The sequence below is a fragment of the Duganella sp. Root198D2 genome (genome assembly GCF_001428585.1).
Taxonomy (GTDB): Bacteria; Pseudomonadota; Gammaproteobacteria; order Burkholderiales; family Burkholderiaceae_D; genus Rugamonas.
Genome location: NZ_LMIC01000002.1, coordinates 268240 through 294928 on the forward strand (window position 1 = coordinate 268240; position 26689 = coordinate 294928).

General features: G+C 62.7%; 26 protein-coding genes. 11 read left to right on the forward strand and 15 right to left on the reverse strand.

Going from position 1 to position 26689, the window contains the following annotated elements; genetic code table 11:
- Nucleotides 1–50: 50 nt before the first annotated feature.
- The 4 genes from ntrC to glnA all read right to left on the reverse strand — a co-directional run bounded on the left by ntrC (nt 51) and on the right by glnA (nt 4633).
- Nucleotides 51–1535, reverse strand: coding sequence for a nitrogen regulation protein NR(I) (gene ntrC / locus ASE26_RS03995; protein WP_057245641.1), 1485 nt, complete (start codon nt 1533–1535; stop codon nt 51–53).
- A 9-nt stretch (nt 1536–1544) separates the two neighbouring features.
- Nucleotides 1545–2636, reverse strand: a complete 1092-nt coding sequence (glnL, locus tag ASE26_RS04000) for a nitrogen regulation protein NR(II) (protein ID WP_055933149.1) — start codon at nt 2634–2636, stop codon at nt 1545–1547.
- Nucleotides 2633–3118, reverse strand: coding sequence for a DUF4124 domain-containing protein (locus tag ASE26_RS04005; protein ID WP_057245642.1), 486 nt, complete (start codon nt 3116–3118; stop codon nt 2633–2635). Before ASE26_RS04005 ends, glnL begins: the two co-directional genes overlap by 4 nt.
- 99 nt (nt 3119–3217) lie before the next feature.
- A complete protein-coding gene (gene glnA, locus ASE26_RS04010) occupies nt 3218–4633 on the reverse strand; it encodes a type I glutamate--ammonia ligase (RefSeq protein WP_055933143.1) in 1416 nt (471 codons plus the stop codon).
- Nucleotides 4634–4851: 218 nt separating this feature from the next.
- Between glnA and ASE26_RS04015 the strand changes: the two genes are divergently transcribed.
- Nucleotides 4852–5313: a rhodanese-like domain-containing protein gene (locus tag ASE26_RS04015; protein WP_055933140.1), complete on the forward strand. Its 462-nt coding sequence runs from the start codon at nt 4852–4854 to the stop codon at nt 5311–5313.
- A 1-nt stretch (nt 5314) separates the two neighbouring features.
- On the opposite strand, the gene ASE26_RS04020 is transcribed toward ASE26_RS04015, so the two are convergent.
- The 9 genes from ASE26_RS04020 to ASE26_RS04060 all read right to left on the reverse strand — a co-directional run bounded on the left by ASE26_RS04020 (nt 5315) and on the right by ASE26_RS04060 (nt 18681).
- Nucleotides 5315–6715, reverse strand: a complete 1401-nt coding sequence (locus tag ASE26_RS04020) for a sulfatase-like hydrolase/transferase (protein ID WP_055933137.1) — start codon at nt 6713–6715, stop codon at nt 5315–5317.
- 136 nt (nt 6716–6851) lie between these two features.
- Nucleotides 6852–9320, reverse strand: coding sequence for a TonB-dependent siderophore receptor (locus ASE26_RS04025; protein WP_057245643.1), 2469 nt, complete (start codon nt 9318–9320; stop codon nt 6852–6854).
- 106 nt (nt 9321–9426) lie between these two features.
- The gene (locus ASE26_RS04030; protein WP_057245644.1) at nt 9427–10725 is read right to left on the reverse strand and encodes a TAXI family TRAP transporter solute-binding subunit; all 1299 of its coding nucleotides are present in this window, start codon (nt 10723–10725) and stop codon (nt 9427–9429) included.
- A gap of 135 nt (nt 10726–10860) precedes the next feature.
- Nucleotides 10861–13956 (reverse strand): transglycosylase domain-containing protein, encoded by a 3096-nt coding sequence (locus ASE26_RS04035; RefSeq protein WP_373922084.1) that lies wholly within the window; start codon nt 13954–13956, stop codon nt 10861–10863.
- Between the two features lie 429 nt (nt 13957–14385).
- Nucleotides 14386–15171, reverse strand: coding sequence for a molybdopterin-binding protein (locus tag ASE26_RS04040; RefSeq protein ID WP_055933129.1), 786 nt, complete (start codon nt 15169–15171; stop codon nt 14386–14388).
- Nucleotides 15156–15983, reverse strand: coding sequence for an EI24 domain-containing protein (locus tag ASE26_RS04045; protein ID WP_057245645.1), 828 nt, complete (start codon nt 15981–15983; stop codon nt 15156–15158). The genes ASE26_RS04040 and ASE26_RS04045 overlap by 16 nt, the downstream gene beginning before the upstream one ends.
- Nucleotides 15984–15986: 3 nt before the next feature.
- Nucleotides 15987–16952, reverse strand: coding sequence for a sterol desaturase family protein (locus ASE26_RS04050; RefSeq protein ID WP_055933123.1), 966 nt, complete (start codon nt 16950–16952; stop codon nt 15987–15989).
- The gene (locus ASE26_RS04055; protein WP_057245646.1) at nt 16949–17713 is read right to left on the reverse strand and encodes a polysaccharide deacetylase family protein; all 765 of its coding nucleotides are present in this window, start codon (nt 17711–17713) and stop codon (nt 16949–16951) included. The genes ASE26_RS04050 and ASE26_RS04055 overlap by 4 nt, the downstream gene beginning before the upstream one ends.
- Entirely contained in the window at nt 17713–18681 is a 969-nt protein-coding gene (locus ASE26_RS04060) for a cytochrome D1 domain-containing protein (RefSeq protein WP_055933117.1), read from the reverse strand. The genes ASE26_RS04055 and ASE26_RS04060 overlap by 1 nt, the downstream gene beginning before the upstream one ends.
- 141 nt (nt 18682–18822) lie before the next feature.
- Between ASE26_RS04060 and ASE26_RS04065 the strand changes: the two genes are divergently transcribed.
- A complete protein-coding gene (locus ASE26_RS04065; protein ID WP_055933114.1) occupies nt 18823–19179 on the forward strand; it encodes an FKBP-type peptidyl-prolyl cis-trans isomerase in 357 nt (118 codons plus the stop codon).
- Between the two features lie 19 nt (nt 19180–19198).
- Here ASE26_RS04065 and ASE26_RS04070 read toward each other — a convergent pair whose 3' ends face one another.
- Together ASE26_RS04070 and ASE26_RS04075 are read right to left on the reverse strand one after the other, a co-directional pair.
- Nucleotides 19199–19957: an anti-sigma factor gene (locus tag ASE26_RS04070; RefSeq protein ID WP_055933111.1), complete on the reverse strand. Its 759-nt coding sequence runs from the start codon at nt 19955–19957 to the stop codon at nt 19199–19201.
- Nucleotides 19954–20457, reverse strand: coding sequence for an RNA polymerase sigma factor (locus ASE26_RS04075; protein ID WP_082507390.1), 504 nt, complete (start codon nt 20455–20457; stop codon nt 19954–19956). Before ASE26_RS04075 ends, ASE26_RS04070 begins: the two co-directional genes overlap by 4 nt.
- An 89-nt stretch (nt 20458–20546) precedes the next feature.
- Here ASE26_RS04075 and ASE26_RS04080 point away from each other — a divergent pair, with 89 nt between their 5' ends.
- The 9 genes from ASE26_RS04080 to ASE26_RS31365 all read left to right on the forward strand — a co-directional run bounded on the left by ASE26_RS04080 (nt 20547) and on the right by ASE26_RS31365 (nt 26686).
- Nucleotides 20547–21887, forward strand: a complete 1341-nt coding sequence (locus tag ASE26_RS04080; protein ID WP_057245647.1) for a S8 family serine peptidase — start codon at nt 20547–20549, stop codon at nt 21885–21887.
- Nucleotides 21888–21994: 107 nt separating this feature from the next.
- Nucleotides 21995–22900: a hypothetical protein gene (locus tag ASE26_RS04085; RefSeq protein ID WP_055933105.1), complete on the forward strand. Its 906-nt coding sequence runs from the start codon at nt 21995–21997 to the stop codon at nt 22898–22900.
- 172 nt (nt 22901–23072) lie between these two features.
- Nucleotides 23073–23360, forward strand: coding sequence for an HU family DNA-binding protein (locus tag ASE26_RS04090; protein WP_028100727.1), 288 nt, complete (start codon nt 23073–23075; stop codon nt 23358–23360).
- Between the two features lie 110 nt (nt 23361–23470).
- Entirely contained in the window at nt 23471–24052 is a 582-nt protein-coding gene (locus ASE26_RS31815; protein ID WP_055933101.1) for a DUF1176 domain-containing protein, read from the forward strand.
- On the forward strand, nt 23995–24384 hold the full coding sequence (locus ASE26_RS31820) for a DUF1176 domain-containing protein (protein ID WP_255357536.1): 390 nt from the start codon (nt 23995–23997) through the stop codon (nt 24382–24384). Before ASE26_RS31815 ends, ASE26_RS31820 begins: the two co-directional genes overlap by 58 nt.
- 86 nt (nt 24385–24470) lie before the next feature.
- Nucleotides 24471–24722, forward strand: coding sequence for an acyl-CoA-binding protein (locus ASE26_RS04105; RefSeq protein ID WP_028100729.1), 252 nt, complete (start codon nt 24471–24473; stop codon nt 24720–24722).
- A gap of 81 nt (nt 24723–24803) precedes the next feature.
- Nucleotides 24804–25142, forward strand: coding sequence for a hypothetical protein (locus tag ASE26_RS04110; RefSeq protein WP_057245648.1), 339 nt, complete (start codon nt 24804–24806; stop codon nt 25140–25142).
- Nucleotides 25142–25660 (forward strand): DUF2867 domain-containing protein, encoded by a 519-nt coding sequence (locus ASE26_RS04115; RefSeq protein ID WP_055933092.1) that lies wholly within the window; start codon nt 25142–25144, stop codon nt 25658–25660. The genes ASE26_RS04110 and ASE26_RS04115 overlap by 1 nt, the downstream gene beginning before the upstream one ends.
- A gap of 105 nt (nt 25661–25765) precedes the next feature.
- Nucleotides 25766–26686: a GNAT family N-acetyltransferase gene (locus tag ASE26_RS31365; RefSeq protein WP_156409866.1), complete on the forward strand. Its 921-nt coding sequence runs from the start codon at nt 25766–25768 to the stop codon at nt 26684–26686.
- Nucleotides 26687–26689 lie beyond the last annotated feature (3 nt).

Consider the following 26689-nt stretch of genomic DNA (forward strand, 5'->3'; position numbering starts at 1 on the left):
CGGTCGCGTAATCGGGTCTGACCCTTGGGTCTGACCCAGGTTTACCGGTTTTAATCGTCCTTGGCGCCGTCGATGCCGAGCTCGGCGATCTTGCGCGTGATGGTATTGCGCCCTATACCGAGCCGGATCGCTGCATCGTTCTTGCGTCCATGCGTGTATTTCAGCGCCGTGCGGATCAAGGCCGACTCAAACTGGCGCCCGAGGATATCCATCACATCCTGCTGCCCGCTGCTCAGCATCCCCGCAGCCTGCAGCTCGAGCAGGCTAAGCCAGCCTTCCGGCGAGGTGGCCAGTGCCGGCGGGGCCAGCGGCTGTACCGTGCCGTGATGCTGCGGCATTGCCGTCTCTGCAGCGACGGGAGCAGCAGCGGCATGGCTCTCCTGCCCCTGCGTCAGCTCCAGCGGCAAATCCTTCACTTCCACCGACTGCCCCGGCGCCATCACCGTAATCCAGTTGCACAGGTTTTCCAGCTGCCGCACGTTGCCCGGCAACTCAAGCTGCTGCAAGAAGGCCAGCGTGGAATCGCTCATGCGCTTGGCTTCCACGCCCAGCTGGCGCGCGCTCTGCACCAGGAAGTGGCGCACCAGAATAGGGATATCCTCGCGCCGCTCCCTCAAACTGGGCAGGCGCAGGCGGATCACATTCAGGCGGTGATACAAGTCCTCGCGGAACAAACCATCGCGCACGCGCTGTTCGAGGTTCTGGTGCGTCGCCGTAATCACGCGCACATTGGCCTTCAGCGGCGAGTGGCCGCCGACACGGTAGAAGTGGCCGTCCGACAGCACGCGCAGCAAGCGTGTTTGCAGGTCGAACGGCATGTCGCCGATTTCGTCCATGAACAGCGTGCCCCCTTCGGCCTGCTCGAACCGGCCGCGGCGCGTGGTCTGGGCGCCGGTGAAGGCGCCGCGCTCATGGCCGAACAGTTCGGACTCCAGCAGGTCTTTCGGGATCGCCGCCGTGTTGATGGCGATGAAAGGCTGGTCCGAGCGCGGGCTATGCTTGTGCAGCGCCCGTGCCACCAGCTCCTTGCCGGTACCGGATTCGCCGGTGATCAGCACCGTCACGTTCGACTGCGACAGGCGGCCGATGGCGCGGAACACTTCCTGCATGGCCGGCGCCTGGCCCAGGATTTCCGGCGTGTCGGCCGGCCCGGATTCGATGCTCGATTCACGCAGGCTCTCGTCCAGCGCACGGCGGATCAGCTCCACCGCCTTGTCGATGTCGAACGGCTTGGCCAGGTATTCAAAGGCCCCGCCCTGGAAGGCCGCCACGGCGGAATCCAGGTCGGAGAAGGCGGTAATGATGATCACCGGCAGGCCGGGATGGCGCTGCTTCACCAGTTGCAGCAAGTCGAGGCCGGAGTCGCCCGGCATGCGGATGTCCGACACCAGCACCTGCGGTGTCTCATGTTCCAGCGCGGCGACCGCATCGCGCGCATTGGCAAAGCTGCGCGTTGCGAGGTTCTCCCGCGCCAGTGCTTTCTCAAGCACCCAGCGGATCGATTCGTCGTCGTCAACTATCCAGATTGGTTTCATTTAATCCGATCAAGGCAAAGGCAATAAGATTCTGAAGTCCGTTTGACCAGGCCTGCTTTCGCATTCGATAACCCCCATGTGCTGCTGCACGAAGGTTTGCGCCAGCGTCAACCCCAGGCCGCTGCCGCCATCCCTGCCCGACACCAGCGGGTAGAAGATACGGTCGCGGATCTGGGGCGGGATGCCCGGTCCGTTATCGATGATATGCAAATCTAATGCCAGCGCATAACGCACCTTCGCCAGCGTCATCTGGCGTGCCACGCGGGTACGGAAAACGATCTCGGCGTCGCCCTGTTCGATACGCGATGCCAGCGCCTGGGCCGCATTATGGGCGATGTTGAGTACCGTCTGGATCAACTGCTCCTTGTCGCCGCGGAATTCGGGCAGGGAGGCGTCGTAATCGCGGCGGATGGTGAGCCCGACCGGGAACTCGGCCAGGATCAGGCTGCGCACCCGCTCCAGCACTTCGTGGATATTGACGTCGCCCACGATATGCGGCCGGCGGTGCGGCGCCAGCAGGCGGTCCACCAGCGTTTGCAGGCGGTCCGCTTCCTTGATGATGACCTGGGTGTATTCGCGCAGCTGCGTCAGGTGCAGCGGCGGCAGCTCCATTTCCAGCAGCTGCGCCGCGCCGCGGATGCCGCCCAGGGGGTTCTTGATCTCGTGCGCCAGGTTGCGGATCAGCTCCTTGTTGACCTGGCTCTGGTCCATCAGGCGCTCTTCGCGGTCCTGCTTCATCTGCTGCACGATTTCGCGCAGCTCGATCATTACCGCGCCATCCGGCTCGTCCAGCGCGCTGGCGATGATGTGCACATGCAGCGCTTCGCGCCCGGCGCGCTCCAGCACCAGCTCTTGCCGTACATCGGAAAACTTGTGATCGCGCGCCTGCGCGATAATGTTTTCCAGTTCCAGCGGCGCCGCGAACAGGCCGCCCAGCGCTTGCCGCGCCAATGCTTTCAGCGACGATTCGAGCAGGTTCTCGCCGGCGGCGTTGAGGTACAGGATATGGCCGCCGCCATCGACGATGACAACGGCCGATGCCAGCAGGTCCAGTCCTGCCAGTTCAGCGGGCCGGATACTGGCAGGGCTGTCTGGGATCATTTGATATTGGAAAGCTCGCGCTTCAGCGCTTCCACGTTCGATTCCGCACGCGCGATGCTGTCCTTCAGGCCAGCGACGCGCTCCTGGTACTTGGCCGCATTGCGCTCGTCGGCCCGGCGTTCGGGCTCGCCGTTGTTGAATTCCTTGCGCAAATCCGCCAGCTTACGGTTTTCGGTGTTGAGCTCATCGGTCAGGATGGCGCGGCGGTCGGCATCGCGGGCTTTCTGCTCCGAGCTTTCAACGCGGGGGAAATTGGCTGGCGCTACGGCAGGTGCGGACGGCGTGGAGCCGCGGCGCGCTCCGGCAGGCGCGGGTATCGCGGCGCCAGGCAGGTCCAGCATCTTGCAGTTCTTTCCCTTGCGGCTATCGGTCAGTTCCTTGCGGCCATCGGCATCCACGCAGAGAAAAATTTGCTGCGCCTGCGCTGCGCCACTCACGGCCAGCAGCGCCAGCCCATGTAATACGAGAGTGCGAGTGTTCATGCCCCGACTATACAACATCCGAAAAAAAACGCGAGGAAAGCAGCTGGCTGACCTCGCGTATTTGTTGACTGCCAGGCAATTCCGGCAGTCGAGCCCTGGTTACAGGGAGTAGTACATGTCGAACTCGACCGGGTGAGTGGTCATGCGCATGCGGGTGACTTCGGTCATCTTCAGTTCGATGTAGGCATCGATCATCGAATCGGTGAACACGCCGCCGCGGGTCAGGAACTCACGGTCTTTGTTCAGGTGATCCAGCGCTTCTTCCAGCGATGCGCAGACGGTTGGGATCAGTGCATCTTCTTCCGGCGGCAGGTGGTACAGGTCTTTGGACGCTGCTTCGCCTGGGTGGATCTTGTTCTGCACGCCGTCCAGGCCGGCCATCATCAGTGCTGCGAAGCACAGGTATGGGTTGGCCAGCGGGTCCGGGAAGCGGGTTTCGATACGGCGGCCTTTTGGATTGGCCACGTGTGGAATACGGATCGAAGCCGAACGGTTACGCGCCGAGTAAGCCAGTTTCACTGGCGCTTCGTAGCCTGGCACCAGGCGCTTGTACGAGTTGGTGCCCGGGTTGGTGATCGCGTTCAGTGCCTTGGCGTGTTTGATGATGCCGCCGATGTAGTACAGGGCGAAATCGGACAGGCCGGCATAGCCGTCGCCAGCGAACAGGTTCTTGCCGTCTTTCCAGATCGACTGGTGCACGTGCATGCCGGAGCCGTTGTCGCCAACGATAGGCTTAGGCATGAAGGTCGCAGTCTTGCCGTAGGAGTGAGCGACGTTCCAGACGATGTATTTCAGGTTCTGGGTCCAGTCGGCGCGCTCGACCAGGGTCGAGAACTTGGTGCCGATTTCGTTCTGGCCAGCGCCAGCCACTTCGTGGTGGTGCACTTCAACCGGAATGCCCATCGATTCCAGGATCAGGCACATTTCGGAACGCATGTCCTGGAAGGAGTCGACCGGAGGCACCGGGAAGTAGCCGCCCTTGACGGTTGGACGGTGGCCGGAGTTGCCGCCATCGATGTCCTTGTCGGTCGACCAGGAAGCTTCGTCGGAGTCGATCTTGACCATGGCGCCGGACATGTCGATCTTCCACTTCACGGAGTCGAAGATGAAGAATTCCGGCTCAGGGCCGAAGTAGGCGGTGTCGCCCAGGCCGGAGGATTTCAGGTAGGCTTCAGCGCGCTTGGCGATGGAGCGCGGGTCGCGGTCGTAGCCCTTGCCGTCCGACGGTTCAATCACGTCGCACTGCATGAAGAGGGTGGTTTCTTCGAAGAATGGGTCGATATTGGCGGTCGATGGATCCGGCAGCAGGATCATGTCCGAAGCTTCAATGCCTTTCCAGCCGGCGATGGAAGAACCGTCGAAAGCGTGGCCCGATTCAAATTTGTCGATGTCGAAATGGGACACAGGCACGGTTACGTGCTGTTCCTTGCCACGGGTATCGGCGAAACGGAAGTCCACGAACTTGACTTCGTGCTCTTGTACCATCTTCAGAACATCTGCGGCGGTCAGTGCCATTACATATCTCCTAAGTGAAAAAACTGCCGCGACCTCTTGGGTGCGGCGAACGCTGGTGGTACATTAAGCAGATATCATGCCAGCCAATTCCCTACTACCGGCACGCGAAAAGACGCACCAGGCGGGTGCGCTTGCCGATCATTGCACCATGGTGGTGCAATATTGCACCAATTAATGCAAATGCATCGTTGTGGTGCAGTCATCATAAAGGAAAAACCATGAGTTCCAATTCCGAAATCCTCGACCGTGCACGCAAACGCGACACTTCCCTGCCCTACGCCGGTGCAGTGACCCCGCATGAGGCATACGAACTGCTGAAATGCGACCCGCATGTGCGCCTGGTCGATGTGCGGACCAATGCCGAGCGCGATTGGGTGGGACGGGTGGCGATTCCGGCCGGGCAGCACCTTGCGGCGCAGTGGAACGTGTATCCGGGCGGTACGCCGAACCCGGACTTCCTGGGACAGCTGGCAGCGGCGGTGCCGGGCAAGGACACGGTGCTCGTCTTCCTGTGCCGTTCGGGCGTGCGTTCGCGCCACGCGGCCAAGGCGGCGACCGAAGCCGGCTATACCCAGTGCTACGATATCCTGGAAGGCTTTGAAGGCGACAAGAACGCCGACGGCCATCGCAAGACGGTGGGCGGCTGGTGCAAGGCCGGCCTGCCCTGGGCCGGCGCCTGATTCACTTGCGCCCATCCCACAGGGCCAGGTATTCGCGCGATCGATTCAGCAGGTCGCGCTCCATTGCCGCCAGCCGCTCGGGCGGCGGCAATGGACGGTGCGCGTTGAAGCCGCTGTAGCCCAGGCCCAGGCGGCCGCCCGGCACCTGGTAGCCGATGAATTCGAGGATGGATGGCAACAGGTCGAAATGCAGCAACTGCGCACGGTTGGGCACCGCTGCCTCGTGGGCCAGGAAAGTATTGAAGATGGTCCGGCGCGGCATCTGCGCCAGCTGCGGCGATAGCGGATTCTTGCGCGACAGGTGGTCGCCGACAATCACCACATTGGTGTTCTCCAGGTAGCCGCTGCGCTCCGCATAGCGCACGAAGTCCGCCACCGCTGCCGCGGTGCAGGACACGATGCCGTCGAATTTATCCGCATAGCCCTGCTGCGCGCACTGTGCCGACAGCATGCCGGCCGGCTCGTGGGTATCGACCGTCAGCAGCGACAGGTTGAACTTCTGTTTCGAGGCCGCCAGGTCGCGCAGCCTTGCCTTCGCCTGGCGGAACAAATCGGCATCGTACAAGCCCCAGCCATTCATCGTGCTTTCGCCGGCGCCGCGCTGCAGCCATTCATCCTTGCCGTAAACCTCGTGGTAGTGGTGCTGGCGCAGGAATTTATCCTTGCCCGCAAAGCTCGATGCGGCGCCGCCCATGAACACGTTGCGGTAGCCGCGCTGGGCCAGCAGGTCGCTCAGGCACACCGCCTTGCCGAGGAAGGACTCCATCATCTGTCCTTGCGTATTGCCGTCGAAAATCGACACCCGTTCCAGCGGCACTGCGCATTGGGTGGCGACCATCGCAGCGATGGTCCAGCTGGTGCCGGGCGCCTGCTCGTAGTCGGGAAAGCTGGTGCCGTGCAGTGCGGTCAGCGGCGCAAGCAAGTCGCGTCCGAAAGCGTTGCGGTCGGCATAGCCTGACTCCAGGCTCTCGACGTAGATCAGCACCAGGTTTTTCGCCTTTTGCTCGTGCAGGGCAACCGAAGCTGGCGGCACATAGTTCGCACCGAAGTAGTCGGCACCGAAGTTCGCTTCCAGATACTTGAAGGCCGATACGTCCCACAGCCAGAAACCGATGGCGGCGGCAAGCAGCAAAGGTGGCAGCAGGCGCTGCTGCCGCTGTGCCAGGCGGCTCTGCAGCCAGCGCAGCAGCACAAAGAACAGCAGTGGCGCGATCACGCACCAGCGTACGAATCGCTTGGCAAATACCGGGTCGGAAGTCCTCGCAAGATCGAGGCCGAAGTCCAGGTGATAGGCGATCTGGTGGATGTCGACCTGCCCGAAGTACCGGTGGATCCAGTAGCTCAGGCAAAACAGGAAGATGGCGGCCAGCGACAGCGCGCCGCGAACAAATGAAATGGGCATCGGGATAGTTCAATATCGTCGATGCCCATCGTCGCAGGCCGGTGTAACAGCCGGTTATCCAAAACCCCGCTTTTTGTATCGCAGTATTACGCTCTTGTAAAAAATCTGCTCAACTGTAAAACCGGGTTAAGACAGGTTAAAGCGCGTAGTTCAAACGGGCGTACACAAAGCGGCCGGAGCGGCCGAACGGCGAGTAGTTGGAATACGGTGCATTGCCGGTGCCGTTCAACAGCGCCGGATACGGGTCCGGATATTGGTCGAACAGGTTCTCGGCACCCACCGCGGCAGTCAGGCGCTGCGTGATCTTGTAGCGACCTTCGACGTCCACCAAAGTCTTCGGCGTCATCCAGTGATCGCGTGCCGGGTTGGCGTCCGGCTGCAGCACCTTGCCGTAGCGCGTGGCGCGGAAGGTACCGCTCCAGTTGCCCAGCGTATGGTTCACACTGGCCGTAAATTTGGTCTGCGGCGTGCCATGCTCGAAGGTCAGCACATTGACGCGATCAAACAGCGGCGGCGCAGGATTCAGCGCAGCCAACTGCGCGGTCACCGGCACCTTGGTCACTTCGGTCTTGGTGTAGTTGCCCGCCAGCGTGAAGTCAAACTTGCCCACGTTACCGGCGTTCCATGGATAGTTCGCCACCACGTCCACACCACGCGTCGTGGTGTTCACGCCGTTGATGAAGAAGCGTCCGCCGCCAACGCCGATAAAGCCTTGCGAGGCCAGGTAGTCGCGCACATTGGTCTGCAGCAGGTTCTCCGACAGCACGATGCGGTCGCGGATCTTGATCTGGAACGCATCCACCGTCAGGCTGGCCTTGCCCATCTTGCCGACGGCGCCAAGCGAGAAGTTGGTCGACTTCTCTGCATCGAGCGGTTTGGCGCCCAACGCGATCGCAGCCGGATCGCTCGGCTTGAAGGTGGTGATATCGAACGGTACCCCGCCGACGAAGTTGGTCGCCGTGGAGGTGAAGAACTGCTGTTGCGGCGACGGCGCGCGGAAGCCGTTCTGCGCCGAACCGCGCAGGGCAAACGACGGCGAAAAGTTGTAGCGCGCCGCCAGCTTGCCCGACCAGTTGTTGCCGAAGTCGGAGTAATGCTCACCGCGCACCGCGGCCGATGCCAGCAGGTTCTCCGTCACGTTCGCTTCCACGTCGGCAAACACCGAGTAGGCTTTGCGGTTGGCATCCGATTCGTCGCTCGGACGGAAGCCAGGGAACACCTGCGAGCCGGACGCCGTCGGCTGCCCGTTCGGCAGCAGCACGCCGCCATTGCGCCAGGAATCCGGTTCGCCGGCATGCAGGGCGTAGCCTTCACGCCGCGCTTCCGCACCAATTGCCAGGTTGAGCGGCGAAGACAGGCCCACTTCGAACTGGCGCACGGCCGACAGGTTGAAGGTGAGCTGGTCGTACTTGAAGCCGCCCGCGTCGAAGGCGGTTTTGGAGCTCGGGCCAAGGGAACGGTTCAGCGTGTTCTCGATGGTGAAGTCCATCCGGTTTTCGCCGTAGGTGAGGGAGGTATCCATCTCCCACGCGCCGGCGCTCCAGGTCGCGCCGAAGGCCGCGCTGAAGTCTTCCACCGCCGGCGCGATGATCGGCAGGAAGCCATCCGGATAAATCTGGATCGTATTGTTGTCCTGGATCGCACGGCGGAAGAAGCCGCCCGAGCGCGCATCGCGGTCCTGGTAGCTGGTCCAGCCATACAGCTTGACGCCGCCGGCCAGGTTATAGCCGGCATTGGCGAAGAAGGTGTTCTGCGTCAGCTCAGGCTCGCCGTACCAGGCGTTGAAGCGATTGATCGTCGCTTCGCGCGGGTCGAAGGCGCCGTTCAGCAGCGGATATTGCTGGCGCACGTCCCAGCCCGATCGCTCGGTGTGATCCTGGCGCTTGCGCTCCAGTGCCAGCACCAGGAAGCCGTCTTCACCCAGCTCCATGCCCTTCCACAGGCTCAGGTTCAGCGTATTGCCGTCCTTGCGCTTGCGCGAATCCTGCACGCCCCAGGTGGCGCCGGCTGGCGGCGTGCCCGGATTGAAGTTGTATTCGGTATCGCGGCGGCCATAGCTCACACTGGCCTCGCCACCGGTGCGGTCGGTACGCAGGCGTACGTTGATCACGCCTGCAATTGCGTCGGAACCGTATTGCGCGGAAGCGCCGTCACGCAGCACTTCAATGGTTTTGACGATACCGGCCGGGATGGAGTTCATGTCCACCGCCGCCGAACCGCGGCCGATGGTGCCGTTCAGGTTGACCAGCGAGGAAGTATGGCGGCGCTTGGAGTTGACCAGGACCAGGGTCTGGTCAGGCGCCAGTCCGCGCAGCGTGGCGGGGCGGATGGTGTCGGTACCGTCGGCCAGTCCAGGACGCGGGAAATTCAGCGAAGGCAGCGCCACGGACAGCGCCTGCGTGATTTCCGGAACACCGGCGTTCTTGATGCTGTCGGCGCTGATGACGTCCACCGGTGCGGTGGTGTCGAGTACCGTGCGGTTGGAGACCCGGGTACCGGTCACCACCACGGTAGCGGTTTCGCCGGCAGGCGCTTCCTGCGCCCACGCGGCGTTGCTGAAAAGTGATGCAACTGCGATTGCGAGAACCTGTTTTTTTGGTGCCATAGCTACCCCTTGTAGTTAAACCAGTTTCACTCCCCGGCTTATATTTGAGGTAACTATGAGCAACTGTCAATTCAGGTTCTCGCGGATACAACACTTTCAAGTTGTTTTACGTGTTTGTACGTAGCTTCTGGCGCACAAACTCGATGTGGTTGCGCAGGCCGTAGAACTCATCGGCAAAGGACAGCGGCACGGTCAGGCGATTGACCCGCTCTTCGATCTGGTCCAGGCGGTGCAGCAGTTCTTCGCGCGGCTTGCCTTCATCGACGCCCTGCTCCACCGAGCGCAGCTGGCCGTACCAGCGGTAGACGCGCGAGCGGATGCGCCACACGTACAACGGCGGCACCACTTTCGACAGCGGCAGGATCAGGGCACCGGTGGCCAGCAGCACCACCCACAGGCGGTCGAACAGGTTGGCCAGCCAGAAGGTCATATAGCGTTGCAGGAAAGGCGGCCCGTCCTTGTAGAACTTGGCCGCTTCATGCGCGACCGGAATCTCGGTATAGCGCGGCGAAGGGAACTGGCCCTGCTGCTGGAACCAGCCCGCCCCGCTGTGGATGCTGCTGGCGGCCTGCACGAACAGGTCGACCAGGGCCGGATGCAAGTCTTCGCGCGCCACCAGGGTCGCCGTCGGCGCGATCAGGTGGTAGTCGCGGGCCGGCAGGTCGCGCCCCAGGTCGACGATCCCGCGCGGCAGGGTGACGTGGGTCAGGTACGGCAGGCGGCGTGCATAGGCTTCGGCCTGGGTGAAGTTGAACAGCTTGATCCCGGGCGTCATCAGCAGCATCTGGATCAGCGGGTCGTCGGGGGCGGCGGCGAACACCAGGGCGTCGATGCGGCCTTCCAGCAGTTCCACCGTGGCGGGGGTGTTTTCCAGGTCGCTGGCCTTGATGTCGCCGACGTGCAGGCCGTTGATCTGCAATACCTGGCGGAACAGGCGCGGCACGCCGCTGCCCTCGGGACCGAGGTTGACCTTCATGCCTTTCAGGTGGGTCAGGCTGGTGACGGCTTTCCTGTCGCGCATGAAGAGCCACAGCGGCTCGGTGAACAGGCTGCCCAGCGAGACCAGGCCGGTGCGCTCGGCTTCGGCTTCGTTGGTGGATCCGCTTTGCACGAAGGCGATGTCGGTTTCGCCTTTATTCAGGCGTTGCAGGTTTTCCTGCGAGCCCTGGCTTGGCTGCAGGACGACTTTGATGCCGTGCTTGGCCATCGCTTGCGCGTAGCGCTTGCCGATGTTTTCGTAGGCGCTGTTTTCCTGGCCGGTGGCGAGCTTGACCACGCGCGGCGGGGTGGGGTCGATGATCCAGTAGGCCAGCGCACAGGCGCCGGCGATCAGCAGGACGGTGGGGGCGAACGAGACCAGCAGGTCGCGCAGGCTGATGCGGGTGAACTTGGTGATGAGTTTCATGCGCGCATTGTAAACCGGTAAACCTGGGTCAGACCCAAGGGTCTGACCCGTGCGGCGCATCCGCCGCAGGCAGGGTTTGAGGTTTTTGACTTTCGGCAGGGTCAGACCCTTGGGTCTGACCCGGGCTTACCGGGTTTAGCGGGCGCCGCAGGCGCGCAGCGGTGCGGCAGGAAATGCGGCCGCAGTGGCAGCCGCCAAGGCAGCCGTAGCCACCGGCTGCACTCCGCCCGGCGCATTGCTTGCCGCCATCGCCGTCACAACCGGCGCCGCCTTCTGCGCATTCGGTTCGATCAGCGGCATCAGCGAAGGTGCCAGCACCGTCAGCAGCTGCACCGGCAGCGCCGAAGTGAAGTCGTAGTTTTTCGACTCCGGCCCATGGACATAAGCCGTCATCGAGCCGAAGAAGCGCTCGCCGATATTGAACACAAAGGTCGCCGAACGGTTCACATAACGCGATTCGATCAGGCGCCCGCCCGCCGCATACACGTCAAAACGCTGGTCGCCGGTACCGGTCTTGCCGCCCACCGGAATGATCTGCCCGTCCGAGCCCACGAACGCCGCCTTCACGCGCCGCGCCGTACCGTCCGACACCACTTCGCGGATCGCATCCGCCACCGCGCGCGCCACTTCCGGCGTCAGCACCTGCTCATTGGTAGACGACTTGTTGCGCGCAACCGTGGTTTCGTACGGCGTACCTTTCGCAAAATGCAGCGACTCGATGCGCTGCGTTGTCTTGCGCACGCCGCCGTTGATGATAATGCCCATCATCTCGGCCAGCGCGGCAGGACGGTCGGCCGAAGCACCCAGCGTGGTCGCATACGACGGCACCAGCGAATCGAACGGATAACCCATCTTCTTCCACTGGCGATGGATGCCCATGAAGGACTCCATTTCCAGCAGGCCGGCAATGCGCTTGTCCTGCGCGTATTTGTGATGGGTCTTGAACAGCCACTGGTAGACCTCCTGGCGCTCCTTCTCGCTGGCGGCAACCACGTCGGACAGCGAAGCGCCTTCATTCTGGTGCAGGTAGGCCACCAGCCAGAGTTCCAGCGGGTGCACGGCAGCCAGGTAGCCGCGGTCGGCCAGGCTCCACTTGTCCATCGCGTACTGCTCGTACATCTTGGCCAGGCGCTCTTCCGGCACATCGTTCTGCACCTTCAGGTTGTCGTTCACGAACTTGTCGAATTCCGCCAGCGTCGCATTCGGATACACGGTGCGGTGGATATTCGCCAGGCGCACCGGCGTCGGGCGGATCGTATCGAGCAGGATCGCGTCCAGCTCCGAAGTCTTCTTGCCTTTGTACTTGGCGTAGAAGCGGTACAGGAATTCCTTGCCTTCCTTGTCGGCGAAGCGCGCCAGGTAGGCCGCGCGGCGCGGATCGTCGGAGTCGGTCAGCAGGGTCTGCGAGGAACCCGGCATCTGGAAGGAGTAATACTTGACCACATCGCGCATCAGGCGCACGAACACCAGGTTGGTGGAACGGCGCAGCGCCTCGCGCACCGTCATGATCTTGAAGTCGTCATCCTTGCTGAAGTTGCCGAAGTAATGCAGGCCGCCGCCGGTAAAGAAACCTTCCCCCGGATTGGCCGAATACTTGCGCTCCAGCGCCGCCTGCAGCATGGCCGGCAAGTCGCGCTTGTCCATCGGCGTCATGGCCAGGTATTCGATGCCCCAGGTGGTCAGGCGGTCGCGCTGGTCGACGTTGACCTTCTTCAGTTGCGCCGCGTCCATCTGGCCATACTTCTTGTGCAGCTGGTCGACGATGTCCATGTACGTCACCAGGGTGCGCAGCTTGGCGGTGGAACCCAGGTCCAGCTTGGCGCCTTCGTTGATGTCCAGCGGCTGGTCGTAGTTGTCGGTCTGCACGCGCAGGTAGTTGGCGTGCTCGCCGCGCTCCAGCAGCGTGAAGCTGTACACCACATTGGCCGGGTCGCCGTTGCCCAGCATGCCCTTGCCGGTCAGGCCGGCCTGCACCGCGGTTTCCGGCTCGCGCAATTGGCGCAGCATGGCGGTCACGGTCTTCTGGGTCTCAGCATCGAGCGTGGTGTTCACCGACAGGTCGAGGCGGTCCAGGTTGTACATGCGGTTGTCGCCCAGCAGGTTGGCCAAGTGCACGCGCACCGCGTTCGAGGCTTTCTTGGTCACATACGTCATCGGCGGCGCCGCCTGCACGCCGCTGCCCTTGGCCGGATGCAGCTTCTCCTTCAGCGCAGCGTCGCGCAGCTGCGCCGTGATGATGCCGGCGCTCGCCAGCAGGCGCAGGTGGCTGTTGGCCAGTACTTCCAGGTCCTCATCGCCTTCGCCCAGGTAGTAGCTCGGGCGGCGCTGTGCAATCAGCAGCGACAGCGCTTCCTTGAAGGCCAGCGGGCTGCCCGGCTGGTCCATCTTGCCGCCCAACAGGCGCGACACTTCATCGAATTCGCGGCCGTACCAGACCCACATGCCGTCGCCCACGCCGTTCACTTCACCGTAGCCGGGCTTGGCCGACAGCGGTACCGTATTGAGGTAGTCGAGCACAATCTGGCGCCGTACCTTGGTGGTATCTTCGCCCTGCTGGTACGCGCGCAGCGAAGCCGACACCATTTGCTGCAGCTTGTCCTTCATCGAACCGGTGCGCCCTTCCGGTGAATGGCGGTATTTCTCGATCTGGGTCGCCAGCGTCGAGCCGCCCGCAGCGCGGTGGCCGCCGGCGCCCACGGCGCTCATCGACTTTTCCAGGATGGCCTTGGACAGCCGGTCCCATTCAACAGCCGGATTGCGCTTCGGATACTTGTTGTCCAGCAGTTCGCGGTTCTCGATGAACAGCAGGCTTTGCACCAGCGCGTTCGGCGCCTGCTCGAAGCTGCCGTAAATACGCTCCGGATAGCTGGCGGTGAACAGCGGCTGCTCGCGGCAATCGAGAATCGACAGGCCGGTACGGGTTTTTTCATGATAAGTCGCGAACACGCCCATGTCGCTCAGCTCCACCATTTTCGGCGAGAAGCGGGCCTGCGAGGTGACCTCGTAGTCGCGTGCTTTCAGCTTGTCCAGGTAGTCCGGCAGGTTGGCGTAGCCAAGGCGCTCATCGTATGGGCTGTCGTGCGGAAAGCGGATCGACTTGCTCGGCCCCGGCTCCACCTTGTAGGTCAGCTTGCCGACCAGGTCGGTGAACACCTTCGCCTGCATCGTCGAGGTGCGGGTCTCGTGATAGCCCCAGACGCCGGCCACCGTCAGCAGCACCAGTACCAGCACAATGAACGCATTGCGCAGACGTGAACCCTTTTTGGGTTCGGATGGAGGCGGTGGTGCTGTCTCGGTTGGTTCGTGTGGTTCGAAGGAGCTTGATTCGTGATCTTGTTGGGAAGGCATAGGTACCGAGCGCAAACGCCGCCTGTTGCCGCCGTATCCAATCGCTGCCGCACCGGCGCGCATCTTGCGCACCGCTCGGACGACAACTCGGGGCCGGCGAAAACGACGATTGCTTAACATAGTGTTCAAACCGGACAGTACACGCAGAGTATTTCTGCTTGATTACCATTGCACCACATCGGCGCGCACTGCACGGGGCAACTCGCAAAATATTTAAACTTCGCGTATCAGTTTCGCAAAAAAACAACGGCGCTTCACACCTTTTGTGAGCGCCGTTGCAAGAGCAGTTAACACCCTTTTCACACTGTGGATTCAGGGCTTCGCGTACTCCACTTTCAGGGCATCGAGCTCACGGCACATTTGGATAAATGCAGCCTCGCATTGGGGCGGATCGCCTTTCACACCAAGCTCGATATGGCGCCGGGTCTTGGCATCGCCCACACTTGGCAGGCTGAAGACCTTGATGCGCGGCCAGGCTGCTTCCAGGGCCAGCATCAGCGGAGTAAGTGCTGCTTCCGCTGCTTCGTACACTAACACCGATTGCTCAGCACGGGCCTCACGATTGAACAGGTCGGCGTAATGCGTGTCGAGTACCCATTCGATCATCGGCCACGCCATCACCGGGAAGCCGGGCACGAAGTAATGCGTGCCGTGCGCGAATCCAGCCACGTTGTTATACGGATTTGGAATAAGCGCCGCACCTTGCGGGAATTCGGCCATCTGCAGGCGCTGCAGGTTTTCCGCCGAAGCGAGGTCGGCAACTTCGCCTTTTTCTTCCGCCACCTGGCGCACGCGCTGCTGGATGCTGTCCTTCGCGCCCTCATGCAGCAGCAGCGGTACGCCCAGCGCGGCAGCGGCGCACTGCCGCGTATGGTCGTCCGGCGTGGCGCCGATGCCGCCGCAGGAGAACACGATATCGCCGCTGGCGAAAGTGCGTTTCAGCGTGGCGGTGATGCGCTCGCGGTCATCGCCGACGAACTCCGCCCATGACAGTTGCAGGCCGCGTTCCGCCAGCAGCTGCACCACTTTGGGGAAATGCTGGTCGGTCCGCTTGCCGGACAGGATTTCGTCGCCAATGATGATCAATCCGATTCGCATAGGCTTTCCTCAAATGGAGCATGGCGCAATTGCGCCAGCGCTTGCAGGCAATAATACTCAAACCACAGGCCGGTGAAGATGAAAATCACGACGTAGACCCAGATCGATGCCGCCAGCAGGATAGGGAAGAAGGCAATCGCCGCAGCGGCGCCGCCTACCCACACCAGGGCCGGCAGCGAACCCGCCAGGCCGGACACCACGCCGATCGACATCAGCTGCCAGCGGTGTTCGCGCTGCAGCTTGGACAATTCTTCCGCACTGGCGTAGTCGGCCAGCGCGTCATAACTCATGACGCGGCTGGTGAGCCAGCCCCACAGCAGCACGGTAGCCAGGCCCGCCAGCGGCGGGAAGACATACATCGGCAGGATGCACAGCCATGCCACCACGAAAATGCCGAAAGCGCCGAAGGCCTTGAGCACGCCGCCCAGGATGGAGCCGCCCTGCTTTTTCTCCAGCTGCGGGAAATGGCGGCCGCCGACGTGGCGCACGATGAAGGGCATGGCTGCCACGCCGATGAAAATCATGGCCGTCACGATCATCAAGGGCAGCAGCAGGAGCAGCGCAAACAGTGGCACCAGGACGTTGCGCAAGCCATCCAGGCCGATCGATTGCAGCCAGTCGCTGGTGACGCGGTAGACCTCGAATCCAACGTAGTAGCCGTGCAGCCAGTCCAGCAGCGGCTGCAGGCCAAACCCCAGCAGCAGCGCCCACAGTGCGACTGACAAAATGAAAGGAACAATACTCAGCAATAAAATCTTGCCGTGGAACTGGGACAGCAGGGCCCTGCCGTAAGCGTTGATAACTGCGCGCATTAATTAACTCGGTTTCTTTCTCAAATATTCAAACATCCGTTTCAGGCCAAGCCATTGCTGGGCCCAGAAGCCGCGGCCGTAGTCGCGGCCCGCCAACTGGTCGCGCACGCCGGTCGCTTCGAAGCGCGGCGTGAAGTTAGCAGTGCGGAAAATAATGTCCCAAATCGGGAACAGCACGGCGAAATTGCAACCGCCCAGCGTGCCCTGCCCTTTCGATTCATGGCCGATGCCAATCGCGTGGTGCATGCGGTGGTAGCGCGGCGACACCAGCAGCCGTTCGCCGATGCGGCCGAAGTGTATACGAACATTGGCGTGTTGCAGGCTTTGCACGATACGGGACAGCGATACGAGGAGCACGTACTGGCTTGGCGGTACGCCGATGGCCAGCGCCAGCACCGCCATCACGATGTCGCGCAGCAGGTCGTCCAGCAGGTGGTTGCGGTCGTCGCTCCACAGGTTCATGTTCTGCTGGCTGTGGTGCAGGCTATGCAGGCCCCACCACCAGTTGAATTTGTGCTGGGCGCGGTGGAACCAGTAATCGGCAAAGTCCAGCACCAGCAGGTAGATGGCGAAGCTGGCCAGCGGGTGCATATTGGTGACCAGGTTTTCCAGGTTGAAGGGCTGCACGCCTTCCATGTGCAGGGCGCCGGCGATGGCGTCCATCAGCGGGTCGAGCGTGAAGAACAGCAGCAGCGGGATCAGGCCGATACGCTGCAGCACGGTATAGATGAAGTCATTCCAGCGCGCGCGCCTGTCGCTGAACTGGTGCACCGGGATGGCCGCCTCCAGCGGGCGCAGCACCAGGAAGATCAGCAGCAGCTCGGCCAGCCCGATCAGCAGCCATTCGGTGCCCTCGAAGGCTTCTTCGGTGATGTCGCCCATGCCGCTGAAGTAGATGGCCGGCTGGATGGCGTTTTCAAACAGCCAGCCCTGGGCTTGGCCCAGCAGGTCCAGGAAAAATTGAATCATTTGCGGTAGTCCGGGTGTTCTCTCAGGGTGGCGAAGCAGAAGCCTTTCAGCTTGAGGCCTTCAATCAGCGGTTCCAGGTTGGCCGGCGCCCAGGGGTCCTTGCGCGACCAGATGCCCATGTGGGCCATGAAGATGTCGCCGTCGCGCAGGCCGTCCAGCGCGCGCTGCAGCAATTGCGCATTGCTGGCGCGTTCCACCGGCAACTCGTCGCCCGAGAAGCCGGCCGGCATGGCCCATGCCGCATGCTGGTAGCCGCATGATTTGCCGGCCGCCAGCGTGCGTGCGCTGGTCTTGCCGCCGGGGGCGCGCCAGAACGGGTCCAGCGCCTTGCCGGTCAGTTCGTGGAAGCGCTGGTCGACGCGGCGCAGCTCCTCGCAATACTGCCGTGGCGTCCAGTCCTGCGCCTTGCCGGCGTGGGCGCCGAATTGCGGCTTGACCGTGATCTTGCCGTTGGCGGCATCGCGCACGTAGTAAGTATGATCGAAGGTGTGGCTGCCGAAAGCGTGTCCCTCGGCTACGCGGGCGCGCCAATAGGCTTGCCAGGACGGGTCCAGGCTGTAATCGCCCTTGACGGTCTTTTCGTTCGCCAGGAAGAAGGTGGCCTTGACGTTTTGCCGCGCCAGGACGGAGGCGATCAGCTCGGCCTGCGACTGGCTGCCGGTGTCAAAGGTCAGGTAGACGGTCGCGCGGCATTGCGGGCCCGCCGACGCGCCGCCGGCCGCCGCAGCGGCCAGTCCCAGCACGCAAGCCTGCCAGCGCATTACATCCTCGCGGAAGAGTTGGCGAAGAAGACGCCGTGCGGCGAACGGCCGACCGGGATCATCTTGACGACCTTTTTCTGCTGCAGGTCGATCACTGCCACTTTCTTGATCCAGCGCAGCGTGGTCCACATGTATTTGCGGTCGGCGGTGATTTCCATGCAATCCGGCCCGCCGGGCACATCGATGGTGCCGACGTTCTCCAGGGTCTTCTGGTCGATGATATTGATGGTGTTGGAGACCCGGTTCGACACATAGGTGTAGCGCCCATCGCCCAGGGCGCGGAAGTTGTGGGTGCCGGCGCCGGCCTTGATGCGCTTGACGGTCTGGCGGGTGCGCCAGTCGATCACCTCGACGTAGTCGCTGCCCATGATCCCGACCAGCAGGTATTTGTCGTCCGGCGTCATGGCGATACCCGCCGGCAGCTTGCCGACCGGGATGGTCCACAGCACGTTCTGCGTCTTCAGGTCGATCGCGCTGACCTGGTCGCTGCCCTGCTGGGTGACAAAGACGGTGCTGCTCCTGGCGTCGAAAGCCACGTGGCTGGGCAGCTTGGGCAGCGGAATGCGCTTGGCCAGCGTCATTTCCTTGCCGTTGTAGGAGTAGATGTCAAGCCGGTGCAGGCGCAGCGAAGTCGCCACGAACCACTTCTGGTCCGGCGAAAAGCCGATCTGGTAAGGGTCGAGGATATCCTTGACGTGGCGCTGCACCTGGCCGGTCACCGGATCCAGGAATACCAGCTCGTTGCCCACGGCGCTGGCGACGATCAGCGACTTGTTATCGGGGGTGGCCATCAAGTGGTGGGGCTCTTTCCCCACCGGGAAGGTTTGCAGGCTCTTGTAGCTTACCTGGTCCAGCAACTGGACCGTGGCATCGCGCGAATTGAGCACGACGACAACGTTTGCCTGGACAGGCTGCACGCCTGCCAGCAAAGCTAATGAAACTGCTGCGCTACGGATACTGCGGAACATGAAAACTCGCTTATTGGTTAAGCCAACCAGTATTTTACGGTCAAACGTCTTGTATTAAGTTATTGCCGACAACATTTAATGGGTATCGGCCGTGAATGCACTACAATCGCGGCCTAAGCCCCACATTTCTAAGGAATCCACATGACTATCATCACTAACGCATCCGGCCTGCAATACGACGACATCAACGTTGGCGATGGCGCCGAAGCCAAAGCCGGCCAGAACGTCACTGTTCACTACACCGGCTGGCTGCGCAACGACGACGGCAGCAAAGGCCCGAAATTCGATTCCTCCAAGGACCGTAACGATCCGTTCGAGTTCGCCCTGGGCGCAGGCATGGTGATCCGCGGCTGGGATGAAGGCGTGCAAGGCATGAAAGTAGGCGGCACCCGCCAGCTGATCATCCCTGCTGAACTGGGCTATGGCTCGCGCGGCGCCGGCGGCGTGATTCCGCCCAACGCCACCCTGATCTTCGACGTGGAACTGCTGGGCGTTTAATCAGCCCCCGGACGGAGGCCTAGCGCTGCCATTTGCGCTGCACGGCCTCCTGCTCCGCTTTCGCGTCCAGCGCCTGGCCGGCGATTCGCTGGTCGATCGCATCCAACACCTGCGTCGGCATATCCGCCGCCGCCTGCCGGTATTCCCCCTGCTGTGACTTACCCTGGCTTTGCACCGCCAGTTGCACCTTCCATGCGCCGCCCTGCTTGCAGGCCAGGCCCGACATTTCCTGCGCGGTGGTGAAGCTGCGGCAGTAGCTGTTGTCCTGCGCCAGGAAGCTGGTGCCGATGCGCACCGGGCCGCCGCTGCCGGCCAACTGCTGGTCCAGCGCCGTCGCCAGGCGGCCTTGCGCCACCAGCACGCCATCGCGGCTGGCGATCGTTTCGCTGCGGTCGAGCGGCAGCATGCCGACGCCATAGTGGCCAGCCATCACGCCCACCATCAGCATCGCCGCTAACGCGCCCCATTCCGGCCAGGACCAGCGCCGGCCGCGGCTGGCCTTGCGCGCGGCCTGCTGCTCCGCCTCGCGCCGGGCACGCACGGAATCCAGGCTGACCACCGTAGCCTGGCGCAGCGGCTGCGCCAGCCTTGGCGGCACCGCCTCCTCCGCCACCGGGGCAAAAGCGGCAAAGACGTCGTTGCGCATGGCTTTGTGCTGGGCCACGCGGCGCGCCAGCGCGGCATCCTTGCGCATGGCGTCTTCCACCGCACGGCGGGTCACCTCATCCAGTTCACCGTCGGCATAAGCCATCAAGGTCTCGTCGGAAAAACTCTTCATACCGTCCTCGCTTGTTCCGATAACATTTCTTGCAACGCCGTGCGGGCGCGCGCCAGGCGGCTGGTCAGGGTGCCGACCGGGATTTCCAGCACTTCAGCTGCCTCTTTATATGGCAGGCCTTCCACCAGCACCAGGCCGACCACCAGCCGGTGTTCCTCGCTCAGCAGGCTGACAGCCTTTTGCACCGCCATCCGCTGCTGGTGAGCTTCGGCATAATCGTCCCCTACGTGCTCACCCTCCTCCTCCGGCGCAAACAGCTCGCTGCGGCGGGTACGGGAGCGCACTTCGTCAATCCAGGCATTTTTAATAATGCGGAACAACCAGCTATCCAGGCGGGTTCCCGGCTGGTAAGAGCTGCTGTGCACGATCGCGCGCTCCACGGAGAGCTGGACCAGGTCGTCGGCATCTTCGCGGTGCCAGGCCAGGGTACGGGCGAAACGCCGCAGCCGCGGCAACAGTGTGGCGATTTCCTCGTGCAGGGAGCTATCGTTGTCCATCATATGAAGATAACGAACGGGGCGGGGATTTTCTTCCCTCTCTCCATCGTTAATACAGAATAGATACCGTTAGCCTATATTATCATCCGACCATGCCAACCTTGCGCCCGACTTATTCCCTGTTGCGTACATGCCGCTGCCTGCTGCTGGCCCTCGGTTTACTGGCTGGCGCAGGACAGGCGGCAGCGCAAATCGGCCGGCCGGGATTGCCGCAGTTGCCGGGCGGCCTGTCGCCACGCCTGGGCGACAACGGCTTGCGCGATCGCCTGCGCGAGAAGCTGCTGGATTCCACCGAACTGCCGCGCAAGGTGGCGCCGGACCAGCTTCGGTCGCTGAATGTGCGCGAATTGTTGCAGCGGCATTCAGCCCTGCTGGAGCCGGACCCTGCCGGATTCCCGATCGTGCGCAGGGAGATCCTGGCGTGGTCGCCATCCGGCGCCGGACTTGCGGCCGCCGCCGCCGCCGGGATGACGGTGGCCGGCCGGCAGGATATGCCGGAGCTCGGGCAGTCGCTGGTGACGTTGCGGGTGCCGGATGGTGTCGCTACGGCGGATGCGCTGGCCATGCTGCGCGCTGCCGATCCTGGCGGCAGCTACGATTTCAACCATGTGTATACAGGTGCCGATGCGGCGGGCGGCACATCGGCCCTGTCCCCGCCTGGCGCGGCGCGGATGGAGACTGGCGGCGGCGACGTACGCGTGGGGCTGGTCGACAGCGGCATCGATGACCGCCACGAGGTGTTCGAAAACTCCCGTATCGTGCGCTGGGGCTGCGACGGCGCGACGCACCCGGCTGCCCATGGCACGGCGGTTGGCGCCCTGATGATCGGCAAGTCCGAAAGGTTCAGGGGCGCGGCGCCGGGCGCCAAGCTGTATGCCGCAGATATCTATTGCGACCAGCCGAGCGGCGGCTCGGCAAGCCAGATCGTGCAGGCGCTGGCCTGGCTGGCGAAAGAACAGGTCGGCGTCATCAATATCAGCCTGGTCGGCCCGCCCAACCAGATGCTGGGCCGCGTGGTGCAGGCAATGGTGGCACGCGGCCACCTGTTGGTGGCGGCCGTGGGCAACGACGGCCCGGCCGCTCCTCCTCTTTATCCGGCCAGCTACCCCGGCGTGGTAGGCGTCACGGGGATTGACCCGAAACGGCATCCGCTGCCGGAGGCTGCGCGCGGTCCGCAAGTGATGTTTGCGGCGCCGGGCAGCCAGATGGCGGCCGCCGCTATCGGCACTCCGCCATACAAGCTGGTGCGCGGAACCAGTTTCGCCGCGCCGCTGGTGGCGGCGCTGCTGGCGCCGCGCCTGCCTTCCCCCTCCCCGGCGCAAGCGGCCAGCGCGCTGGCTGCCCTGGCAGCCGGCGCCAGCGCAGCCGGCGACGGCACCGGCCGCGGCGTGGTCGGCGAAAACCTGCGCACTCCCCCTTCCGCCTTCCGCTGAAAAAGTTTTTTGAATTTTTTTTCGGATGAATGGAAGAAATCCCGAACCTGGTTCGTTCTCTGTATGTAAGCGGCGGATTTCCCGCAGCCAGACCAAGGAGAACTGATATGAAAACCAACATCGCAACCCTCATCCGCGCTGCCTTTATCGCTGCCGCCAGCGCCGCATCCATCGCCCACGCCGGCCCTCTCGGCGGCGCGCTTGGCGGAAATATCGGCGGCGGCATCGGTGGTGCTTTCGGTGGCGGCATGGGTTCAATGCGCGGCGGAATGACCGGCGATATCGCCGGCAGTACCATGCGCGGCGGCCGTGCTGGTGCGGATATCGCGGGCAATGCGGCGGGCAGTGCCGCTGCCAACGCCTCTCGCACAGCTGCTGCCGATTCGGCGGCAAACAACGCTGCCCGGCGCGGCCTGGATGCCAGCGGCGCAGCGAACGGCACTGCCAACCTGGCCGGCAACCTCGCGCGCAATGCCGGCGCGGCCGGCGGCAACGCTGACGGTGCCGCAAATGGCGCCGCCAACCAAGCCTCGAATAGCGCAGCAGGCAGCAATGCCAGCGGCAATTCGAATGGCGCGGCCAGCGGTAGTGCGAATGGACTGGTTGGCGGACTGGCAGGCGGAGCGGCAGGCGCTCATTCCCTCGGCGCCCAGGCTGCACGCAATGCCGGCGCCGTCAGCGGCAGCGCCGACAGCGCGGCAAACAGCGCGCCAGGCGTTACTTCGGACGGCGGAAAATCCGGTTCCGCTTCAGGCAGTGGAAGCACTTCGTCCGGCTTGGGTGCAAACCTGGTGCGCAGCGCCGACCGCCAGGCAAACGCCTCGGCAAACAGCTCGGCGAACAGTTCCGCCAATGCCAGCAAAGCCCCCCGCAGCAGCGGTGGCAATGGCGGCGGCAGCAGCCAATCCGCACCGCAGCAGTCGCCGAAAAGCGCTTCCGCCAACGCAAGTGTCAACGCCGGTTTCAACGCTCAAGCCGGCAGAAACACCGCAGTTGAAGGCTCCGCACAATGATGCACCAAGCCGGGGCGGGGCGGCGAAAAAGCTTAAACTAGCTGAGGTTTTCGCCAGAATCCGTCCCGTATTTCGTGGCGAGCCAGTCACTATATGGGCTTCTTCAAAAACGGTACACACTTTTTTCAATTAATGTGCTAATCTGCGCGCTCCATTAACCAAGGAGGTAGTAATGAAAAAAGGCGAACTGATTGCAGAATTTGCGAAGCGTACCGAAATGTCCGGCGCAGCTGCTAACGAAGCAATTAACACCCTGATCGCGATCGTTACCGAGCGTCTGAAAAAGGGCGACACCGTTGGCATCACCGGTTTCGGCACCTTCTCCGTCGCCAAGCGCGCAGCGCGCAAAGGCCGCAACCCGGCAACCGGCGAAGCGATCAAGATCGCTGCATCCAAGACCCCTAAGTTCTCGGCTGGCGCGACCCTGAAAGCCGCTGTGAACCCAACCAAGAAGAAGTAATTCTTCGGGCTTACCGCCAGAACGGCGGTTCAAGGCTGGCCAAAAATGGCTTGTCTTGAACCGCCGTTTTTTATTGTGCGGCGCACACCGCACCAACTACAGGAAAATCGATGCGCCTGATTTTTGCCCTCGCCACGGCGCTGCTGCCGCTGTACGCCATCGCTTTCAGCCCGTCCGGACTGTACTTCGCACACAAGGAATGGGAGCTGGCCTGCGACAACACCGGCACCTGCCGCGCAGCCGGATACGGTGGCGACCGCATTGACGGCCTCTCGGCCTCCGTTCTTCTGACCAGGCAAGCTGGCGCCAGCCAGCAAGTCAACGGACAGTTCATGCTCGCCCATGCTGACATGAATGACGCGAAGGAACGCTTGCCGGCAAAATTCAAGCTCGAACTCTGGATCAACGACACGGCAGCGGGATCGCTGGAATTTGTCAAGGAAACGATGGTGGCCGAGCTTTCGCAGGCGCAGGTTGCGGCGCTACTGGACGCTTTGCCGGACCATGCCGCCGTCGAACTGCTCCGGGAAAACGAGCTATGGGGAGTAGTATCGGATACAGGCGCCGCAGCGGTCTTCCTGAAGATGCCGATGGCCGCTTCATCTCGCAGCGCCGCAAGCCCCTGGTTGCGGCACTGCGCGCCAGCGCGAAGCCGGATGAATGCGAAGAACTGTTTGAAGACGAGAAGCTGAGTGCGCTCAGAGCGGTCCGGCTCTCCTCCACCAAAATGCTGGTATCCATGCGCTGCTGGATAGCGGCCTACAACGCCGGAGCCGGTTACTGGGTGGTCAGCGACAAGCCGCCATTCCGGCCTGTGCTGGTGACCACCACCGCCGCCGACTATGCCGCAGGCAAGATCCGAGAGCTTCACAAGGGACGTGGTCGCGGTGACTGCTGGGAGTTCAAAACCAGAGGCTGGAACGGCAAGCAATTCCAGCTCATCGCGGCATCCACGACTGGCATGTGCCGGATGATTGCCCCCGATGGCGCCTGGTCCCTGCCAACCGTGGTGACGCAGGAGTAGCGAATTTGGAGCCTATACTCTAAGGCAGGGCAAGTTTTCTTTTGTATGATGGCGCTTCACACACCCCACTATCCAAAGGTAAAACCATGAGCCTGCAAGAACAGTTTGACCAAGCGATGGCCGATTCCAAGAACCTGCCGGAACGCCCAGACAATATGACGCTGCTGAAGATCTACGCCCTGTTCAAGCAAGGCTCGGCAGGCGATGCTACCGGCGAGCGTCCAGGCATGACTGATTTCGTCAACCGCGCCAAGTTCGACGCATGGGCAGCGCTGGCCGGCACCAGCCAGGACGACGCCAAGCAGCAGTACATCGACCTGATCGAAAGCCTGAAGTAATCTTCCCGCTTCCGGCGCTGCGCTTGTCAAAACCGGCGCGGCGCTGCACACTGCAGCATTTGCAAAATAAATAATAGTCAAATGCTGGATAACCACTCCAAAATCGCCGCGATCGTCCACATCGTCCTCGGCTTCCTCTCTTTGCTGTTATTGGCATGCATGGCCGTCTTCTTCCGCGCTTTGGCGGAAATCGTCCGCAATGCCCCAAATGTCGTTGAATTCATCATGGGTGCGGGCAGCATCATTTTTGGCGTACTGGTTGCGCTTTGCCTGCTGCAAATCGGCTCCGCCATCGCATACTTGAATGGATCGCGCGCCGCTCGCACACCGCTGATCATCTTCAGCATTTTCGCCCTGTTCAATGTTCCGGTCGGCACCGTCGCTGGCGGCTATTCCTTGTGGGCGCTGCTGCGCAAGTGATGCACGGTGCAGTCACTTCAGGCGCGGCGCCGGCCGGCAGCCAGGCCAGCCTGCTCCTGCCGGGTGCTTATTTCCATGACTGCTACCAGATCGCGGCACCGGACGCCGACATCTGCGCGCTGGAGCTTTATCTGCAGGTTGTAGGCCAGACACCTGGCTGGGTGAACCGGCTCATGGCAGTACGTAACCGGCTGGCCGGCCTGGTCGGCCTGAAAAACCTGGGCCACCTGGGCGCTTTGCGCACCGCTAAACCGCTTACTGGGTATCGCGTCGGCGACCGTGTTGGCATCTTCTCCCTGCTTTACCTGTCGCCGGACGAAGTGCTGCTGGGCGACTCGGACAAGCACCTGGACGTGGTGCTGTCCGTCTGCAAAGCGCCGCAAGGTGCGGTCAGCGTCACCACCGTAGTCCATATCCATAACTGGCTGGGGCGCCTGTACATGCTGCCGGTCGCACCGCTGCACAAGATCATCGTCAAGACCATGCTGAAGAGGACGGCATCGCTGCGCCTGGCCTGATTTTTTCCCGCCACGACGGCCTGCGCCTGCCCGGTGGCGCGCGGGCTAGCCACCGCTTCCGGCAGGCATGCTAGAGTTGCGCTTTTTATAATCCGACGCCAACGCATGACACTTCAATTCCGCCGCGCGACGACTGCCGATATCCCCGCCATGGGCGCAATCAGGCTGGCCGTGCGCGAAAATGCGCTGTCCAATCCGGCACGCATTACGCAACAGATGTACGAGGATTACCTTGAGCGCCTGGGCCGGGGCTGGGTGTGCGAGCGCGATGGCATCGTCATCGGATTCTCTTACGCAGCGCGTGACGACAGTTCAATCTGGGCGCTGTTCGTCGATCCGGCGCATGAGGGGCTGGGCGCAGGCAAGCGCCTTTTGCAGCTCGCGGCCGACTGGCTCTTCGCCAGCGGCGCGCACGCGGTAAGCCTTTCCACCGCTGCCGGCACCCGCGCCGATCGCCTCTACCAGGCCCTGGGCTGGCAGCGCGGGGAAACAGGGGATGACGGCAACGTCCACTACCGTCTTGCGCGTGGAACGACGATCCGCCGCGCGGAGGCGGGCGACCTTGATGCCATGTGGGCCATCTTCCAGCCGCTGCTGTCTGGCGGCGATTCCTTCCCATTCGGCGCCGGGTTCGAGAAATCCACCTTCCAGCTACACTGGTTCAGCAGCCACCCGGCTTACGTTGCCTGCGCGGGCGAGCGGATCCTCGGCATGTACAAGATGGGCGCAATCTATCCCGACCACGGTGCACACGTCGCCAGCGCGACTTACGCCGTCGCCACGCAGGCGCAAGGTAAAGGCATTGGCCGCGCGCTGGTCGAGCACAGCCTGGCGCAGGCGCGGCGCGAAGGCTTCCTGGCGATGCAGTTCAATTACGTCGTCAGCACGAATGCGCCGGCGGTGGCCTTGTATCGCAAGCTGGGCTTCAGTATCGCCGGCACCTTACCGCAAGCGTTCCGACACGGCGAACAGGGGCTGGTCGACGCATACGTGTTGCACCGATTCCTTGAGGCGGATCAGTCATGAAGA

Coding starts and splice junctions, on each gene's coding strand:
- ASE26_RS31815 (WP_055933101.1), top strand. CDS start 23,471: ATGCGCCTGATTTTTGCCCTCGCCACGGCGCTGCTGCCGCTGTACGCC.
- ASE26_RS04015 (WP_055933140.1), top strand. CDS start 4,852: ATGAGTTCCAATTCCGAAATCCTCGACCGTGCACGCAAACGCGACACT.
- ASE26_RS04055 (WP_057245646.1), bottom strand. CDS start 17,713: ATGCGCTGGCAGGCTTGCGTGCTGGGACTGGCCGCTGCGGCGGCCGGC.
- ASE26_RS04025 (WP_057245643.1), bottom strand. CDS start 9,320: ATGGCACCAAAAAAACAGGTTCTCGCAATCGCAGTTGCATCACTTTTC.
- ASE26_RS04030 (WP_057245644.1), bottom strand. CDS start 10,725: ATGAAACTCATCACCAAGTTCACCCGCATCAGCCTGCGCGACCTGCTG.
- glnA (WP_055933143.1), bottom strand. CDS start 4,633: ATGGCACTGACCGCCGCAGATGTTCTGAAGATGGTACAAGAGCACGAA.
- ASE26_RS04050 (WP_055933123.1), bottom strand. CDS start 16,952: ATGATTCAATTTTTCCTGGACCTGCTGGGCCAAGCCCAGGGCTGGCTG.
- ASE26_RS31365 (WP_156409866.1), top strand. CDS start 25,766: ATGACACTTCAATTCCGCCGCGCGACGACTGCCGATATCCCCGCCATG.
- ASE26_RS04005 (WP_057245642.1), bottom strand. CDS start 3,118: ATGAACACTCGCACTCTCGTATTACATGGGCTGGCGCTGCTGGCCGTG.
- glnL (WP_055933149.1), bottom strand. CDS start 2,636: ATGATCCCAGACAGCCCTGCCAGTATCCGGCCCGCTGAACTGGCAGGA.
- ASE26_RS04065 (WP_055933114.1), top strand. CDS start 18,823: ATGACTATCATCACTAACGCATCCGGCCTGCAATACGACGACATCAAC.
- ASE26_RS04070 (WP_055933111.1), bottom strand. CDS start 19,957: ATGAAGAGTTTTTCCGACGAGACCTTGATGGCTTATGCCGACGGTGAA.
- ASE26_RS04085 (WP_055933105.1), top strand. CDS start 21,995: ATGAAAACCAACATCGCAACCCTCATCCGCGCTGCCTTTATCGCTGCC.
- ntrC (WP_057245641.1), bottom strand. CDS start 1,535: ATGAAACCAATCTGGATAGTTGACGACGACGAATCGATCCGCTGGGTG.
- ASE26_RS04090 (WP_028100727.1), top strand. CDS start 23,073: ATGAAAAAAGGCGAACTGATTGCAGAATTTGCGAAGCGTACCGAAATG.
- ASE26_RS04020 (WP_055933137.1), bottom strand. CDS start 6,715: ATGCCCATTTCATTTGTTCGCGGCGCGCTGTCGCTGGCCGCCATCTTC.
- ASE26_RS04115 (WP_055933092.1), top strand. CDS start 25,142: ATGCACGGTGCAGTCACTTCAGGCGCGGCGCCGGCCGGCAGCCAGGCC.
- ASE26_RS04110 (WP_057245648.1), top strand. CDS start 24,804: ATGCTGGATAACCACTCCAAAATCGCCGCGATCGTCCACATCGTCCTC.
- ASE26_RS04075 (WP_082507390.1), bottom strand. CDS start 20,457: ATGATGGACAACGATAGCTCCCTGCACGAGGAAATCGCCACACTGTTG.
- ASE26_RS04040 (WP_055933129.1), bottom strand. CDS start 15,171: ATGCGAATCGGATTGATCATCATTGGCGACGAAATCCTGTCCGGCAAG.
- ASE26_RS04060 (WP_055933117.1), bottom strand. CDS start 18,681: ATGTTCCGCAGTATCCGTAGCGCAGCAGTTTCATTAGCTTTGCTGGCA.
- ASE26_RS04105 (WP_028100729.1), top strand. CDS start 24,471: ATGAGCCTGCAAGAACAGTTTGACCAAGCGATGGCCGATTCCAAGAAC.
- ASE26_RS04080 (WP_057245647.1), top strand. CDS start 20,547: ATGCCAACCTTGCGCCCGACTTATTCCCTGTTGCGTACATGCCGCTGC.
- ASE26_RS04045 (WP_057245645.1), bottom strand. CDS start 15,983: ATGCGCGCAGTTATCAACGCTTACGGCAGGGCCCTGCTGTCCCAGTTC.